Source organism: Solwaraspora sp. WMMD937, from assembly GCF_029581175.1.
GTDB lineage: Bacteria > Actinomycetota > Actinomycetes > Mycobacteriales > Micromonosporaceae > Micromonospora_E.
In genome coordinates, this window is record NZ_CP120738.1 from 3340238 (window position 1) to 3356167 (window position 15930).

The 15930-nt window shown below is 65.7% G+C and carries 9 protein-coding genes and 1 pseudogene; 8 read left to right on the forward strand and 2 right to left on the reverse strand.

Features of this window, described 5'->3' with window-relative positions:
• Positions 1 to 23: 23 nt before the first annotated feature.
• Complete coding sequence (locus tag O7621_RS14575; RefSeq protein WP_282229782.1) at positions 24 to 1151, forward strand: cystathionine gamma-lyase; 1128 nt, start codon at positions 24 to 26, stop codon at positions 1149 to 1151.
• Between the two features lie 48 nt (positions 1152 to 1199).
• Positions 1200 to 1469, forward strand: coding sequence for a hypothetical protein (locus tag O7621_RS14580; RefSeq protein WP_282229783.1), 270 nt, complete (start codon positions 1200 to 1202; stop codon positions 1467 to 1469).
• Positions 1470 to 1806: 337 nt separating this feature from the next.
• Here O7621_RS14580 and O7621_RS14585 read toward each other — a convergent pair whose 3' ends face one another.
• The gene (locus O7621_RS14585) at positions 1807 to 2691 is read right to left on the reverse strand and encodes a DUF5753 domain-containing protein (RefSeq protein WP_282229784.1); all 885 of its coding nucleotides are present in this window, start codon (positions 2689 to 2691) and stop codon (positions 1807 to 1809) included.
• Between the two features lie 145 nt (positions 2692 to 2836).
• Between O7621_RS14585 and O7621_RS14590 the strand changes: the two genes are divergently transcribed.
• The 5 genes from O7621_RS14590 to O7621_RS14610 all read left to right on the forward strand — a co-directional run bounded on the left by O7621_RS14590 (position 2837) and on the right by O7621_RS14610 (position 14873).
• Complete coding sequence (locus O7621_RS14590; RefSeq protein ID WP_282229785.1) at positions 2837 to 3586, forward strand: XRE family transcriptional regulator; 750 nt, start codon at positions 2837 to 2839, stop codon at positions 3584 to 3586.
• Positions 3583 to 4056 carry an NUDIX domain-containing protein gene (locus tag O7621_RS14595; RefSeq protein WP_282229786.1) on the forward strand — a complete coding sequence of 158 codons (474 nt, stop codon included), beginning with the start codon at positions 3583 to 3585 and terminating at the stop codon, positions 4054 to 4056. Before O7621_RS14590 ends, O7621_RS14595 begins: the two co-directional genes overlap by 4 nt.
• Positions 4057 to 4283: 227 nt before the next feature.
• Positions 4284 to 7778 carry a LamG domain-containing protein gene (locus tag O7621_RS14600; protein ID WP_282229787.1) on the forward strand — a complete coding sequence of 1165 codons (3495 nt, stop codon included), beginning with the start codon at positions 4284 to 4286 and terminating at the stop codon, positions 7776 to 7778.
• Positions 7779 to 7957: 179 nt separating this feature from the next.
• Positions 7958 to 14287: an RHS repeat-associated core domain-containing protein gene (locus O7621_RS14605; protein WP_282229788.1), complete on the forward strand. Its 6330-nt coding sequence runs from the start codon at positions 7958 to 7960 to the stop codon at positions 14285 to 14287.
• A 37-nt stretch (positions 14288 to 14324) separates the two neighbouring features.
• On the forward strand, positions 14325 to 14873 hold the full coding sequence (locus O7621_RS14610) for a hypothetical protein (protein WP_282229789.1): 549 nt from the start codon (positions 14325 to 14327) through the stop codon (positions 14871 to 14873).
• 19 nt (positions 14874 to 14892) lie between these two features.
• Here the strand turns inward: O7621_RS14610 and O7621_RS14615 are convergent.
• Positions 14893 to 15090: pseudogene (locus tag O7621_RS14615) on the reverse strand (transposase family protein); the annotation flags it as partial.
• Positions 15091 to 15585: 495 nt separating this feature from the next.
• Here O7621_RS14615 and O7621_RS14620 point away from each other — a divergent pair.
• Positions 15586 to 15768: a hypothetical protein gene (locus tag O7621_RS14620; RefSeq protein ID WP_282229790.1), complete on the forward strand. Its 183-nt coding sequence runs from the start codon at positions 15586 to 15588 to the stop codon at positions 15766 to 15768.
• Positions 15769 to 15930: the final 162 nt, after the last annotated feature.

Consider the following 15930-nt stretch of genomic DNA (forward strand, 5'->3'; position numbering starts at 1 on the left):
CGACCTTGGCCAGGATGAAGGCCATGACCGCTACTTCCCGCGACCCGGGGTACGGCGACGGCACCCGGTGCGTCGCCGCCGGGCTGCCCGAGCCGACCCCCGGCCAGCCGTTCCTGCCCGGCCCGGTGTTCGCCGCCCCGTACCACCTGGACCCGGTTTCCGGGCCGTCGCCGGACCGCGACGGCTATGCCCGGGAGGACAACCCGACCCGGCGGGCGCTCGAATCGGCCATCGGTGACCTGGAAGGCGGCGACACGCTCGTCTTCGCCAGCGGTCAGGCGGCGATCACCGCGCTGCTGCTGACCACGTTGCGCCCCGGCGACACGGTGCTGCTGCCCGCCGACGGCTACTTCACGGTGCGGGCGCTGGCCGCCACGGTGCTGGAGCCGATCGGTGTGACCGTGCGGCTGGTGCCGACCGCCGGGCCGTACCCGGATTTCGCCGGGGTGCGACTGGTGCTGCTGGAGACCCCGGCCAACCCGGGCCTGGACGTCTGCGACGTCGCCGCGCTCGCGGCGGCGGCGCACCAAGCCGGCGCGCTGGTCGCGGTCGACAACACCGCCGCCACCCCGCTCGGGCAGCGTCCGCTGGACCTGGGTGCGGACATCGTGGTCGCCTCCGGCACCAAGGCGCTGACCGGTCACTCGGATCTGCTGCTCGGCTACCTGGCCACCCGTTCGGCGGCGGCGCTGGCCGATGCGACGCGTTGGCGCAAGCTGACCGGCAGCGTGCCGGGGCCGTTCGACTGCTGGCTCGCCCACCGGTCACTGGCCACCCTGGACCTGCGGCTGGCCCGCCAGTCAGCCAACGCGGAAGCGGTCGCCGCCGCGCTGGTCGGGCGCCGTGACGTCACCGGCGTACGCTGGCCCGGCCTGCCGACCGATCCGTCGTACGCGGTCGCGGTCGCCCAGATGCGGCGCATCCCGGGGATCGTGTCGTTCGACCTGGGCGACGCCGACCGGGTCGGCCGGTTCCTGACCGCGTCGACGCTGGTCTCGGCGGCCACGTCGTTCGGTGGCCTGCACACGGCGGCCGACCGGCGGGCCCAGTGGGGTGACGACACGTCACCGGGCTTCGTCCGGCTCTCCTGCGGCATCGAAGACACTATGGATCTGGTACGCGACATCACCGCCACCCTGGACGCCACCTGACAGACTGGGCCACGTGGGAGCCAGCGCGCGGGAAGCGGGATCCGGGTGATGGAGCAGGAGCCGCGTGGCGGTCCGCCGTCCGGCTACCGGCGACTGGCGGTCTACCGGCTGAGCGTCTGGTTTCTGCGGTCGATGGCCGTGGCGTTGCCCTGCTTCTTCATCTGGCCGCAGGTCTGGTTCGTGTTGCCGATCGTCATCGTGTTCGGGCTGATCGTGACGTTGCCGCTGCGCTACCTGGCCCACTTCGAATGGAGGATGCCGATGCTCGACCTCGATGCGTCATTGCTCAAGGATGCGTTGGACGTCCGATACTGGTGAGAGCTGCCGACGATCCTCTGTGGCGTGTTCGAGAGGCGCCAGCCTACTGGCGCGCGATGCTCGGGCGGAGTCAATCGGTCATGGCGCTCCTGCTCGGTGGGCCGGTGGCTGTGTTCAGGCCGGTGCTCGAACTCATGTTCGTGGTGTTCGCCGCTGCGATGGTCCTGCACTGGTCCGCTATCCGCCCGGTGTACCGTCACATCCATCAGATCCCGAGCTGGCCGCCATGGAGATTTTCGAGCGTGGGCCGAAGCTGTTCGGCCTAGTGGTGAGAGACCTATTCGACCTGCGCAGCTGGCGGCCGCCGCAGTGATCGAGGTGTGGTCAGGCAGTCAGGTCAGGCCGAGAAGTGCTCGTACTCCTTCGCCGTGTCGAGCAGCAGCGTTCGCGACTCGGCTGCATCGAGCGCCGCCGATCGGATCCCGTCGTAGGTGAGGGCGTACAGGTCGACCTCGGCCTGTCTGTCGAGAAAGAGCGCGCCGGTCAGCATCTCGTGATGGACGATGCTGGGCTCGCTCGCGTCGGCGAAGTCGAGGATGGTGAACGGGGTGCCAACTGTCATCCCAGGGTGCAGTCCAGCGGAGAACGGTAGGACGCGAACCGAGACGTTCGGGAGCCGGGACGCATCGGTCAGCCGGTGCAATTGCTCGGCCATCACGGGGTACGAGCCGACCACGCGCATCAGCACGGACTCGGCGAGGACGACCTCGATATCCGGCACCTGAGATGTACTGCGGGTCAGGACGCCGGTACCAGCGGTCCTGGTCGCCATACGTATCGCGGTGTGCGTAGCTGGTGGGTCGGCAGCGGTCGCTCCGGTGACTGCGGCGGCATACGCCCTGCTCTGCAGCAGGTCGGGGACGATCTGGAACTCGTAGATGCGTAGCCGGCTCGCGGCTTCCTCAAATCCGCTGTAGATGTCAAACCACGGCGGCAGGCTCGCGTAGTCGTGCCACCAGCCCTTCTCTCGGGTTTTGGTAGCGAGACCGGTGAGTGCCTCGATCATCGGGGCCTCGGCGCCGTACAGGCTGCAGAGTGACGCCACATCTTCGGCGCACACCGGGATCTCGCCGTGTTCGATCCGACGTAGTTTGCTCGCCGGCCACTGCAGCATGCCGGCAGCCACGGCCGTTGAGACATGGTTCTGCCGGTCGCGGAGCTTGCGGACCTCCTGACCGAGCCGGCGGCGTGGTACGGACGAGTTCAAGATTGACGCGGCCACCGTGAGCCCTCCTGACGCTCGGTATCGCGATCTGCGAGCCCAGACAGTAGGAGCCGGGCGGGGACCCAGAAACATCCCTACGGACACTCAGCCGACCACCTATCTGTACCCAAAGCATCCCAGTTGTGTCCGGTACCGTGGCGGCATGAGTCACCGCCTGCGCTCTGCCATGCTTCGGGCACAACTCGACAGTGTCGCCCTGGCCGCCGCCGTGGGTGTCGACGTCAAGACCGTGAACCGTTGGCTCGGCGGCCGGATCCCGCGGCAACGCACCCGGTTGGCCGTTGCCGACACACTCGGTGAAGACGAAGCCGATCTCTGGCCGCGCGTACGGCCGGATCTGGCCGCAGGGGCGGAGAGTACCGCCGAGGTCGTCGGCGCTTACGCCCACCGGGCGGACGTTCCACAGCAGGTGTGGACGGCGTTGCTGACCGGCGCGACGAAGCAGATCGACCTACTCGGCTACGCGTACCCGTTCATCATGGAGATGCTGCCGGACACAATGGAGCGTATCGCAGACAAGTGTGCCAACGGCGCCCGAGTCCGGATGGCCTTCGCTGACCCGGACTGTCCGCACGTCGCCGAGCGCGACGACCTTGAACAGATCGGCGGTACGCTGCCTGGCCGCATCCGCAACGCACTCAACTTCTGCGAGCCGCTGTACGAGGTACCAGGAGTGACGGTCGGTCTGCACACGGTGCACCTGTACAACTCGGTCTTCCGGTTCGACCATCAGATGATCGTGACGCCGCATCTGTACCGCGCGCGGGGCTATCAGCACCCAGCCCTTCACCTGCGGGAGCTGTCACCGCATGGGGTCTTCGCCGCGTACGCAGACCAGTTCGAGCAGGTCTGGCAGACCTGCACTCCGTATCCGCTTCGGGAGGTGTCGTGACCCGTCGCCGTGACTACTACCGCGACCCGGCCGCGCCGAGGGCGAACAGGATCGTCCCTGGCGGTGCGGCGATCGTCACCGACGATCGCGGTCGGGTGCTGATGCACCGACGCGCCGACTCCGGCAACTGGTCGCTGCCCGGCGGCACGATGGAGGTCGGCGAGACACTGCAACAGTGCGTCGTCCGAGAAGTGAAGGAGGAGACCGGCCTCGACATCGAGGTCACCGCGCTGCTCGGCGTCTACGCCGACCCGGCTCACGTGATCGCGTACGCGGACGGCGAGGTGCGCCAGGAGTTCACCGTCACCTACCTCGGTCGGATCGTTGGCGGGACGATTCTGGTCAGCGACGAGTCGACCGAGGTGCGGTTCGTCGATCCTGCCGAGTTCGCTGACATCCCCATCCACGACACGGTACGGCTCCGGCTACGCCACCACGCTGAGCGGCGTGATTGTCCGTACCTCGGATAGATGGGGGCGAGGGCAGGCGACGCTGAGTCAGCGGGCTGGTCCAGCTTGCCGGCTGGTGAGCGGATTGTGGTGGCAGATCGTGATGGAGTCTTTACAGCTATGGGGGTGGATCTCTAGGGTCGGACGGACATGCCCAATAGCCACGGGGGTCCCAAGTGGATGCTGTTCATGTGTCGCCGTCCCGTCCGAGCCGTCCACGACATCATTGGCTGACGGTTCCGACCGCCGTGGTGCTGGGACTTGTCAGTGCGGCGCTGTCGCCGTCCCCGGTAGAGGCTCAGGCCCCGCAGCCGCAGTGTGCCGGTGAGGCGGCGACATCCGCTGCGGCCGAGCGGATCGCCGAGGCCTGTGCGGCTCGGGTCGAGGCCCTCGACCTGCGTGACGAGTACTCACAGGTCTATGTGGAGCCAGATGGTTCCCGCACCTTGGAATCGGCGGTCGTGCCGCAGCGGGTCCGTGCGGGGGCCGACTCGTGGACGCCGGTCTCGACTGAGCTGGTGGAGCGGCCGGACGGCCGGTTCGCCCCGACGGCCACCACGGCCGATGTGTCGTTCAGCGGTGACGGTACGGGTCCGTTGGTGGCCGTGCGGATGGGTGGGCACGAGTTCACCCTGTCGTGGCCGGAGCCGCTTCCCGCGCCGACGGTGCAGGGCGACACCGCTGTCTACGGGTCGGTGTTCCCCGACACGGACCTGCATGTGATCGCCACCCCGACCGGCTACCGGCATGTGTTGGAAGTCAAGACCGCTCAGGCTGCGGCTCATCCGGACCTTGGGCGGATCCGGTACGTGCTCGGTGGGGACATCACCCCGCAGCCACTGGCCGAGGGCGGACTGCGGCTGGTAGACCCGGACGGGCGAACCGTCGGTGTCACACCGACGGCGTCGATGTGGGATTCGTCGGTCGATCCATCCGTAGGCGGTGAGGTGACGGCCGGCCGCGACGCGGCCGGATCGGCGGTGACACCGGATCCGTCGACCGCCGCCGGGCCGGGACCGGCGGCGCCGATGGTGCCGATCGAGGTGGATGTGGCCATCGGGGATCTGGAGGTCGTACCGGACCCGGCGGTGTTGGCCGGCACGGAGACTGTCTACCCGGTGTTCATCGATCCGGCCTTCGACAACAAGAGCACCCGGTGGGCGTACGCGAACAGCATCAACACGAACTGGGACGTGGGCAACCGGGCATGGGTTGGGCGTAACTCCTACGACGGGGCGCTGTACCGGTCGTTCTTCGACTTCAACGTCTGGCAGATCCGCGGCAAGCGGATCCTCTCCGCGCAGGTCCGCGCCAAGCTCGACCACTCCTGGTCGTGTTCGGCGACATGGGTGCACCTGTACCGGACGGCGGGTGTGTCGGCGACGCCCCGGATGTCGTGGGGCACTCGTCCGCTGCCGTCGTCGAAGTGGCTGGCGGCGCAGGACGCCAACGCCAACGAGGCGGGTGGGTGCGGCGTCATCCAACCGGATGTCAACGTCGAGTTCGGCGGCTCCACCCTGACCAGCGACGTGCAGTACGCGGTGAACCGACAGTGGACCGGCTATACGGTTGGGTTGTGCGCGTGCAACAGCTCGGGGCAGTACGAGTCCACGCAGGACCGCTGGAAGAAGTTCTACGTCGATCAGACCTGGCTGATCGTCAGCTACAACTCGCGGCCAGGGATTCCGACGGAGCTGACCACCTCGTCGGTGGCGTGTGGTGGTGTCGTCGGTACCACGTCCCCGACCTTGCGGGCCCGGTATGTCGACCCGGACGGTTCCGACACCCTGACCGGGCGGTTCGAGTGGAAGGACGTGACCAGCCCGACCGCGACCCTGACTACCGGGCCGTCCCGGCCGGCCAACAACTTCGGTGAGATCACGCTGAACCTCGGGGCGGGGGCCGAGGGTAAGACCTTCGTCTGGCGGGTCTACACCACCGACGCCCATGACGGGTCGGACTGGTCCGGCGCGTGCCACTTCACCGTCAACGCCAGCGCGCCGCCGGCACCAGGCATCACATCGTCGGACTACCCGTCCGGGCCTACCGCGCACGGCGGTCCGGGTCAGTCCGGCTCCTTCACCTTCACCGCCGGTGGTGCACCGGACGTGACGACCTACGTCTACGGCTGGAGCAACCCACCCGGTAACCAGGTGACGGTGGCACCTGGGGCCTCACGGACGGTCACGCTCACCCCGCCCCGGCACGGGTACAACGTGCTGCATGTCTTCAGCCGTGACACCGCAGGCACGCCCAGCCCGACATCCCGTTATCAGTTCCTCGTCGGTTCGCCGTCGTCGCCGATCGGTCACTGGCCGATGGACACCATCGACAACAGGGGCTTGCAGAATATCGACGGCACCGCCGGTGACCTAACGGCTGCCGGCGATGTCACCTGGCCTGCCGATACCAGGCTGATTGGCGAGAGCGTCCCGTACTTTGACAGCGTTTCCGAGTCGCCCACCAACATCTATGGCAGCGCGACCGCGACGGTACCCGACCTGGACACTGCGGAGTCGTTCAGCGTCGCGGCGTGGGTGCGAGCCTCGGCCCTCACGGGTGGAAACCGTACGGCGATCAGCCAGGATGATACCGACTTCAGCGGCTTCTATCTCGGAATCCGGTATCTGGGCAGCCCGCCTGCGCCGTACTGGTCGTTCATGATGGGAAATTCACCGACGGTCGGCGCGAACAACCGAGCTGATTCGCCATCACCATTAACCGCTGCCGACGTCGGAAAATGGACACACCTGGTTGCGGTTCACGACGCTGACCTCGGAATCATGCGCCTCTACGTCAATGGTGAACTCGTAGCGGAGACAACGCGGACTGCCACATCGTGGACGGCCGGCGGTCCGGTCGTCGTCGGTAGGGCATTGTGGTATGGGGCGCAGACCGACACGTGGCGTGGCGAGGTCACCGATCTACGGATCTGGGACCGGGTCGTCGTCGACGACGATCTTCACGGCACGAACGGCGATCCACTCGCGGGAACGTCCTTTAGCCACGGGATCCTCGCCCCGCGTAGCGTTGGCTTCTGGGACTTTGCCGGTACTGCGGACTGCTGGTGCGACCAGGCGTTCGACACGGAGGGCTGGGAGCGTCACCTCTACCTGTCGGGTTGGGACTCGGTCCCGCAGGCTGCGACGTTCATTGCCGACGGTCAGGACGAGAACGACGCTGCCTGGTTCGACGGCGTCTCCGGCTACGCCTCGACGACTGACCCCTACGCCCTGGTACAGCATCCTGTCGTCCGCACCGACCAGTCGTTCACCATCTCGGCGTGGGCGCAACTCGACGGCGACCCGGCCGACCCACTGCCGACCGGAAACATCTCCGTCGTCACCCAAGGGGGGAGCCAGGCCGACGCCTTTGTGCTCGGCTACCAGGCCGCCACGCAACGGTGGGCGTTCTGGATGCATGGCGCAGACGTCAGCAACAGCCCCACCCTGGCAGTAGTGACCTCATCGGTTGTCCCGGTCCCCGGCGAATGGTTCCACCTTGTCGGTGTCTACGACGCCGGCACAGAGTCAGTCACTTTGTATGTGAATGGTCAGACGGCGGGTCCGGTTGCCCTCAGCGCACCGATGACGTGGGCCGCGACCGGCTCCCTCGCTCTCGCCCGCGAGCGGTGGAACGGCAACCTGGGCGGATTCTTCCCCGGCAGCATCGACCGGGTTGCGGCCTACTCCGGTGTTATGGATGCCCGCAGGGTCGCGAACCTCTGGATCGGCCAGCAATGACCAAGCATTCCTTCGTCCGTGGCAGCTCTGCATCGGAGGCCGCAGTGTCGATCAACGCCCGTCCGTCGATGACGAATCGATCCCGGATGCCTCGGTGGCGCCGCACTGGACGACGTGCCCTTCCAGGTTGGCGTCGGGTTCGCACCGCGGTCGGGGTCGCTGTGGCTGTGGTGATGGCTGTGTCTGTCGCGGCGGTGGCGCCGCCAGCGACGCCAGTCGTCGCCGCGCCGGCTGGCCTGCAACCAAGGGACCTGCCGACCGTCGAGACGATCGAGGTGCCGCCTCGGGCAGACGGGCCCGACGATCAGCCGGCACGATCTGAAGATGTGCCGGCGCCAGTGACGTGGCCACAGCCGGGCGCGTACGAGGTCGACCTGACTGGCAGCACGATGACCCGGGAGCAGGCCCGCCAATTGGGTGAGCCGGTGTCGTCAGGGCAGGTGCGGGTGCCCGGTACGCCGATCTGGCTGGCCCCCGCATCGACCACCGCCAACCGCTCGGCGGCGGGAGCCGGCCGAGTCCGGGTTGAGGTGCTCGACCGGGACGGCGCGGCGAGCGACTGGGACAGCGGGGTGGTGATGCGGCTGACCAGCGCCGATGAGATGGCCGACGTCGGCCGGCTGGCGGTGTCCGTCGACTACTCCGGATTCGCCGCAGCGTACGGCGCGGACTGGGCTCTGCGGCTACGGCTGGTGGAGCTGCCGGACTGTGCACTGGCCGACCGGCCCGTCGACGGCTGCGTACTGGTGCCGTTGCCCTCGCGTAACCATGCGGGCGACCAGCGCGTCACGGCGGAGGTGGAGCTGACGTCGGGCACCGAGAGCGCCCGGGCGGGCTCGGCCGGCACCCTGGTCGCGTTGATGGCGGATGCCGCGTCGACCGCCGGCGACTACGGCGCGACCCAGCTGCAGCCGTCGTCGACCTGGTCGGCCGGCGGGGGAGCAGGTAATTTCGCCTGGTCCTACCCGATGCGGGTGCCACCGTCGCTCGGCGGCCCGCAACCCAGTGTCGCGCTGTCGTACTCGTCATCGAACGTGGACGGGCGGAGCGAAGCCACCAACAACCAGCCGTCGTGGATCGGCGAGGGCTTCGAGTACGCGCCAGGGTTCATCGAGCGGCGGTACCGTCCGTGCCGGGAAGACATGAGCGGCGGGGCGAACAACACCGTCGAGACCGGGGACCTCTGCTGGGCGCGCGACAACGCGGTGCTCTCGTTGAGCGGCAGCTCGGTCGAGTTGATCAGGGACGGCGGCAGCGGGGCCTGGAAGCCGAAACATGACGACGGCTCCCGGGTGCAGCGGCTCACCAACACGACGAACGCGGACAACGACAACGAGTACTGGAAGGTCACCACCGCTGACGGGACCCAGTACTTCTTCGGCCTGGACCGATTGACCGGTTGGACCTCCGGCAAGCCGACCACCCAGTCGGTCTGGACCGTGCCGGTCGCCGGGAACCACTCCGGGGAGCCGTGCCATGGGGGATCGTTCAGCACCTCGTTCTGCAACCAGGCCTGGCGGTGGAACCTTGACTACGTGGTCGACCCGCACGGCAACACGATGTCGCTGTGGTACAGCCCGCAGACCAACAAGTACGGGCGGAACCTCACCGCCGCCAGCACGGCCACCTACACCCGTGGCGGGGTGCTGCAGCGGATCGACTACGGCACCGACAATCGGGGCGGCACCGACACCGTCTACACGACGACGGCAGCACCGGCGCAGGTGGCGTTCCAGAGCAGCAACAGGTGTCTGACCACCTCCTGCTCGACGCACAACGAGCCGAACTGGCCGGACACCCCGTGGGACCAGTCCTGTACCGGCTCGACATGTTCCGGGCAGCACACCCCGACGTTCTGGTCGACGAGCCGACTCGCCAGCGTCACCACGAAGGTATGGAACGCGGCGACCAGCAGCTACCGCAACGTCGACTCCTGGGCTCTGACGCATGACTTCCCATCGACCGAGGACGGCACCCGCCGTGGCCTGTGGCTCGACTCGATCGCCCACACCGGGCACGCGGGATCGACACCCGTCACCCTGCCGCAGGTCAGCTTCGACCCGGTGAAGATGGCCAACCGGGTGGACACCATCGGGGACTCGAAGCCGACGATGAACTGGTCCCGGATCGACACCATCTGGACCGAGACGGGCGCAAAGATCTCGGTCAGGTACACGGCGCCCCAGTGTCAGCCGGGGGTGCTGATGCCATCGGCCGCGCACACCAACACACTGCGGTGCTACCCGGTGATCACTGAGGCGTTCGGCGGCGGCACCGAGACCGACTACTTCCACAAGTACCTGGTCACCACCGTGTACGAGGCCGACTTGACCGGCGGCGGGGTGGACGTCGTCACCGCCTACGAGTACGTGGGAAACCCGGCCTGGCGGTACACCAAGGATGACGGGCTCACCAAGGACGCGTACCGCACCTGGTCGGACTACCGCGGCTACGCCACCGTACGGTCGCGGGTCGGCGCGCCGGGGCAGGAGACCCTGACCGAGACCAAATACCTGCGCGGACTGCACGGTGACCGGTCGTCGCCGTCGGGCGGGACACGCAGCGTTCAGGTGAGCGCCTCGATCGGGGACCCGGTCAACGACGAGGACGCCTGGTCGGGCATGGTCCGCGAACAGGTCGTGTACAACGGGGTGACCAGCGCACCGGTGTCGAAGACGGTGAACCGGCCGTGGCAGTCCGCACCGACCGCGACCCGCACGATCGGCGGGTTCACCAGCTACGCGCGGTACACCGGAGTCGACACCGCCTACGCCGCGACGATGCTCGACGGCGGCCGGGGCTGGCGGACCACCAAGGTGGTCAACACGTACGACAGCTACGGGATGATCACCGAAGTCAACGACCTGGGCCACGTGACCGCGAACGGGGTGACCAACGTGCCCGGCGACGACCGCTGCCAGAAGACCACCTATGTTCGGAACACCAGCGTCAACATTCTCGACCTGGCTGCCCGGAGCCAAACCTTCGCGTTGCCGTGTGGGCAGCCGGCCACCAACGCGTCCCACATCATCGGGGACACCCGCACCAGCTACGACGGCCAGGCGTACGGCACCGCGCCGACGAAGGGCGACGTCACCCGGGTCGAGGTGTTGAAGGACTGGGCACCAACCGGCGGTGGCACCACTACCTGGCAGACCGCGGGGCGGGCCAGCTACGACCCGTACGGCCGGGCTGTCGAGAGCTGGGACGTGCGGGACAACAAGACGTCAACGGCGTACACGCCGTCGACCGGCGGCCCGCTGACCAAGGTCACCACGACGAATCCGCTCGGTTGGGAGTCGTCGCAGGATCTCGACCCGGCCTGGGGCGTCGCCCTGACGAAGGTCGACGTCAACAACCGACGCACCGATCTGGACTACGACGCGTTGGGCAGGTTGGTGAAGGTCTGGCTGCCGAACCGGAACAAGAGCACTGGTGAGGACCCGAACACCGAGTACGCCTATCTGCTGCGCCGTACCGGTGGGGTCAACGCCGTCACCACCCGCACGTTGAACGCTGAAGACAACTACATCACCAGCTACCAACTCCTGGACGGGCTGCTGCGCCCCCGGCAGACGCAGGTGCCGGCGAAGTCCGGCGGCGGCACGGTGTTCACCGAGACTGTCTACGACGAAGCCGGCCGGGTCCGCCTGCACAATGATGCGGTCTACGACAACACGGTCAGCCCTGGGACCAGTCTGCGTACCGTGCCGGACTGGGAGGTCCACCGCCAGACCGTCACAGAGTACGACCGAGCCGGACGGGTGACCGAGGAAATTCTCCGGTCATCGGGTGCGGAGAAGTGGCGCACCTCGACCAGGTACGGCGGTGACTGGGTCTCCATGACCCCACCTGCGGGAGGCACGCCGGTCACGGTGATCTCGGATGCGCGGGGCAACGTCGTCGAGCAGCGGCAGCACAAGGGCGCAACGACAGCCGCCGCCTTCGTGGCGACCACCTACCAGGTTGACGGCAAGGGCCAGCTGGCGCAGGTCAGTGACCCGGTGGGCAACACGTGGACGTACGGCTACGACATCCGGGGCCGGCAGGTCTCGGCGGTCGATCCGGACGCCGGCAACACGTCGATCGACTACAACGACTACGGCGACGTGACGCAGACGACGAACGGTAACGGCCAGGTCCTGGCGTACGAATACGATGTGCTCGGGCGCAGGACCGGGGTGTACGACGGTGTCGTGTCGACCGCGACCCGGCGGGCGACGTGGACGTACGACACCGTCGGCGGTGGTAAGGGGCAGTTGCACACCGCGAACCGGTGGATCGACGGGTCGGCCTACACCACCCGGATCCGTAGCTACAACGAGATGTACCGGCCCAACGGCGTGGACTACATCATCCCGGCTGCGGAGACCGGCCTCGCCGGCCTCTACACCTTCCTGCATACCTACCGGGTCGACGGTAGTAAGAACTCGGACTACTACCCCGGTGGCGGCACCGACCTGAGCAGCGAACGGCTCGACTACGTGTACGACCCGACCACCGGCCTGGTTGAGCGGATCGAGACCAGCGGCAATGAGATGTATGTGCAGGACACCACGTACACCGCGCTCGGTGAGCCGGCCCTGATCAGATACAAGCAGGAAAACAGCGGGTGGGTCGACCGCGAGTATCACTACGATGAAGCCACACGCCGGCTGACCCAGTCGGTAACGATCCGCGAGACCGCACCGCAGTACGTGTCCGACCTGCGGTACAGCTACGACCCGGCAGGAAACGTCACCAAGATCGCCGACGTACCGACCGGCGGGACCACCGACATCCAGTGTTTCGGTTACGACCACCTGCGCCGCCTCACCGAGGCCTGGACCCCCGCCGTCGACGACTGCGAGCCCGCGCCGACTTCGGCAACACTCGGCGGACCGGCACCCTACTGGCAGTCCTGGACGTTCAACGACATCGGCAACCGGCTGACCGAGGTGTCACACACCAGCGCCGGTGACACCACCAAAACCTATGCCTACCCGGCGGCCGGCGCGGCCCGCCCACACGCTCTGACCTCCGTCACAACATCCGGGCCGACCGGCAGCAGCATCACCAACTACAGCTACGACGACGCCGGCAACACCATCACCCGACCCGGCACCACCGCAACAACGCAGACCCTGGACTGGGACACTCAAGGACGGCTGGCCCAACTCACCGACGGCAGCCAGCAGCACGAGAACGTCTACACCGCCGACGGTGACCGGCTCATCCGCCGCGACGCCACCGGCAAGACCCTATACCTACCGGGCATGGAAATCCGTTACACCACCTCCACCGGGACAAAGGCCGCTACCCGCTACTACAGTTACGTCGACGGCGTGTTCGCAATGCGCGACGCCTTCGGCCTCAAGTGGCTCATTACTGACCACCAATCTACCCAGACCATCGCCATCTCACGCACCGGCGGACAGGCCGTGACGCAGCGCCGCCAAACCCCCTACGGCGAACCGCGCGGCACCAGCAGCACACCGATCTGGCCGAACCTGAAGGGCTTCGTCGGCGGCGACATCGACCCCACCGGACTCACCCACATCGGTGCCCGCGAGTACGAAGCTGAACACGGCCGGTTCATCAGCGTCGACCCCATCCAGAACCTGGGCGCCCCCCAACATTGGAACGGCTACTCCTACGCCAACAACAACCCCATCACCATGAGCGACCCCGACGGCCTCAAACCCCTCATCACCAATACCACCCAGGGGGACGAGAAACACTTCGCCAGTACAGGCGAAAAGGTCACCCAAGTCGGCGGAAAATGGACGACGAAAAGCCAGGACCGTGGATGCGTCGGCACGGCTTGCCCCAAAAACACCACCCTCTCCTGCCAGAGTGGAGGTGCGGCTATCCGCGGGTCAATCAACGGCTCCTACCCGTGCCCGGTCGACGACACCAACGTTCCCTTCATGTCCCTCGGTGACCCGCCAAAGTACTGTGACTTCTGGTACAGTGCTCGCTGCAACCAACTTACGAACGCGGAAGTCGGACTCGAAGGCTGGTGGATTCTGTCCTGCATGTCAGGGTTGGCTGGAATGGACAACGGTCTCGCCTGCGATCTCATGGAACACTACATGGGTGCGACCGGAGGCGATTATCTGGTCGATGTCGATCGTTTGTTGGAGACACCAGAATTTGGTGAAGCGGTTGGATTTACCCTGGAGGAGATTAAAGCCCATGCTATCGAGATGTGTAATGGTCCGACCTGCACATATGCTTTCGATGGCGGATGGACTGCGATGAGTTTTGATCAGAATAAGAGTGAGTCGGAGTTTTTCGCCTACCGCGGGATGACGTATCAGGTGAGAGGTTCCGTCGTGGTTACCCGGGACGCCAATGGGAATGTCGGGACCTCTGGTGGCTATAGCGTGACGGCATATAAATCCTGGAACTTCGACAGAAGTGAAAAGTTGCAAGGGGTCCCTTTTAGTGGACCCGCCGACGCTGCCGGTTTTGGATTGGCCCGCGAGTTCGCGGTGGTCGGGACGAGCGGTTATCATTCCTGGTAGGGTCAGTTGCTCGATTCCAAGGAAGGCCAATTATGTCATGCGCGAAGGGGCGGATTTGAAGCGACTAGTCTTGACGGCGGTCTTAGTATTGCTCGGCGTGGTCGTTGGCGGTGGATGCGCCGACCAGGACCGGCCGCCGCCGGACCCGCGGGCATACGATGTTGACAGTGGAGATTTGTCGTTGTATGAGGGCCTGCGGCGAGCTGGACTCACGGTTCCGGAGTGCATGCAGGACGGCCTGAGGTACGCGTTGGTCGATAATGGGCTCGGCTACTACTACAAGATTTATCTGAAACTCGAGTCGCCGGTTAATTGCATGAACAACTTCCTCCAAGCGAACGAGATGCGGGATCTGTCTCAAGCGAGCTCATTCGGCGGAAAAGAAGCAGAGCAACCTCTCCTGTACCGGGAGCCTTGGATGGATGAAGAAATCATTCACCGCTTAGAATGGGGTATCGGATCGGAGGAGATTTTTCAGAAGTTCGGCATGGGTAATGCAAATCTTTATAGTGTAGATGCGCTTGTTCAGCAAGTGCCGAACTCTGCGGACGTACGTGCATATGTGTACGCCTCCCGTGGTGGGTGATCCATCCAGTGAGGTGATCTCACCGACTTTCGGGTAGGTATTTGTATTCGAAGTGAGTCAGATGCAGGGCGGCGGCGACGATGTCGCCGATCCTGCGCGGGCTGGCGATGATGTGGCGTAGCGCCTTCCACCGTCCGGTCAGGATGGCGAAGCCGCGTTCGCCGTGACCCCGCAGGCCGCGTAGCAGTCGGTTGTAGGCGCGGTTGTCGGGCGCGAGCCGGTTGCCGTATCCTGGCATTCGGTTCGGACCAGCACGCAGAGGTCGCGGATCTGCTCCGTGGTGAAGCCAGTGGCATGATACATGTTCGGCGGTCCGCTTTTCTTTGAGATGTGGTGTGGTAACTCCATCCTACGGAAGGGCGGATCGTCCTTTTATTTGGGGTCTACTGTAGCGGGTCGGAGGTCCGCTGAATAGGCCTCTTGGAAGGTGCTCAACCCTTCGTGTCGGGAACGGTTGGAGAAGGTCCGATTCTCGGGGCAGAGGTTGCCTTCGGCGATCCGTACACTGTGCAATGCAATACACTGCGGGTTTTGGTGGATGAAACGTAGGCGCTCCTATTATTTCGGTCTCATATAGTGGCGGGGTTGTCAACACTCGAGTTGGGAGGTGGTTTGAATGGTAGAGTCATCTGACGATCTCGTTTGTCGTGTCCGTGAAGCTTCTGCATATTGGCGAGTCCTGATCGGGCGTCGCGTTATTATACTTCCAGCCTTGACCTTCTTGGTTTTGGTTCTGGCGGTGGTGCTCGGTGGTCCCGTTGGGATACTGGTGCCGATATTGCTGGTGGTGTTTGTGACATTTGCAATAGGAGTCTTTGTTGTGCAAATGCTGATAATTGTCATGAATCGTAGCGTCAAAGAATTAACGAACTTTTCGGGTGTGAACGTATTTTAACGTGGGCCAAAACTGTTCGGCATGGTCGCGGTTGACCTTTTTGCCCTGAAGAGGTGGCGGCCCGGGCCCTGAGCTGTCGGGCTTGACCGCAGTGGGCTGCGGTCTGTCGCCGGGGCGTGCGGATCGCAATCGAGTGCCGAGGCTGCTCGTCGGGAGGTGTTG

Coding starts and splice junctions, on each gene's coding strand:
- O7621_RS14575 (WP_282229782.1), top strand. CDS start 24: ATGACCGCTACTTCCCGCGACCCGGGGTACGGCGACGGCACCCGGTGC.
- O7621_RS14580 (WP_282229783.1), top strand. CDS start 1,200: ATGGAGCAGGAGCCGCGTGGCGGTCCGCCGTCCGGCTACCGGCGACTG.
- O7621_RS14590 (WP_282229785.1), top strand. CDS start 2,837: ATGAGTCACCGCCTGCGCTCTGCCATGCTTCGGGCACAACTCGACAGT.
- O7621_RS14610 (WP_282229789.1), top strand. CDS start 14,325: ATGCGCGAAGGGGCGGATTTGAAGCGACTAGTCTTGACGGCGGTCTTA.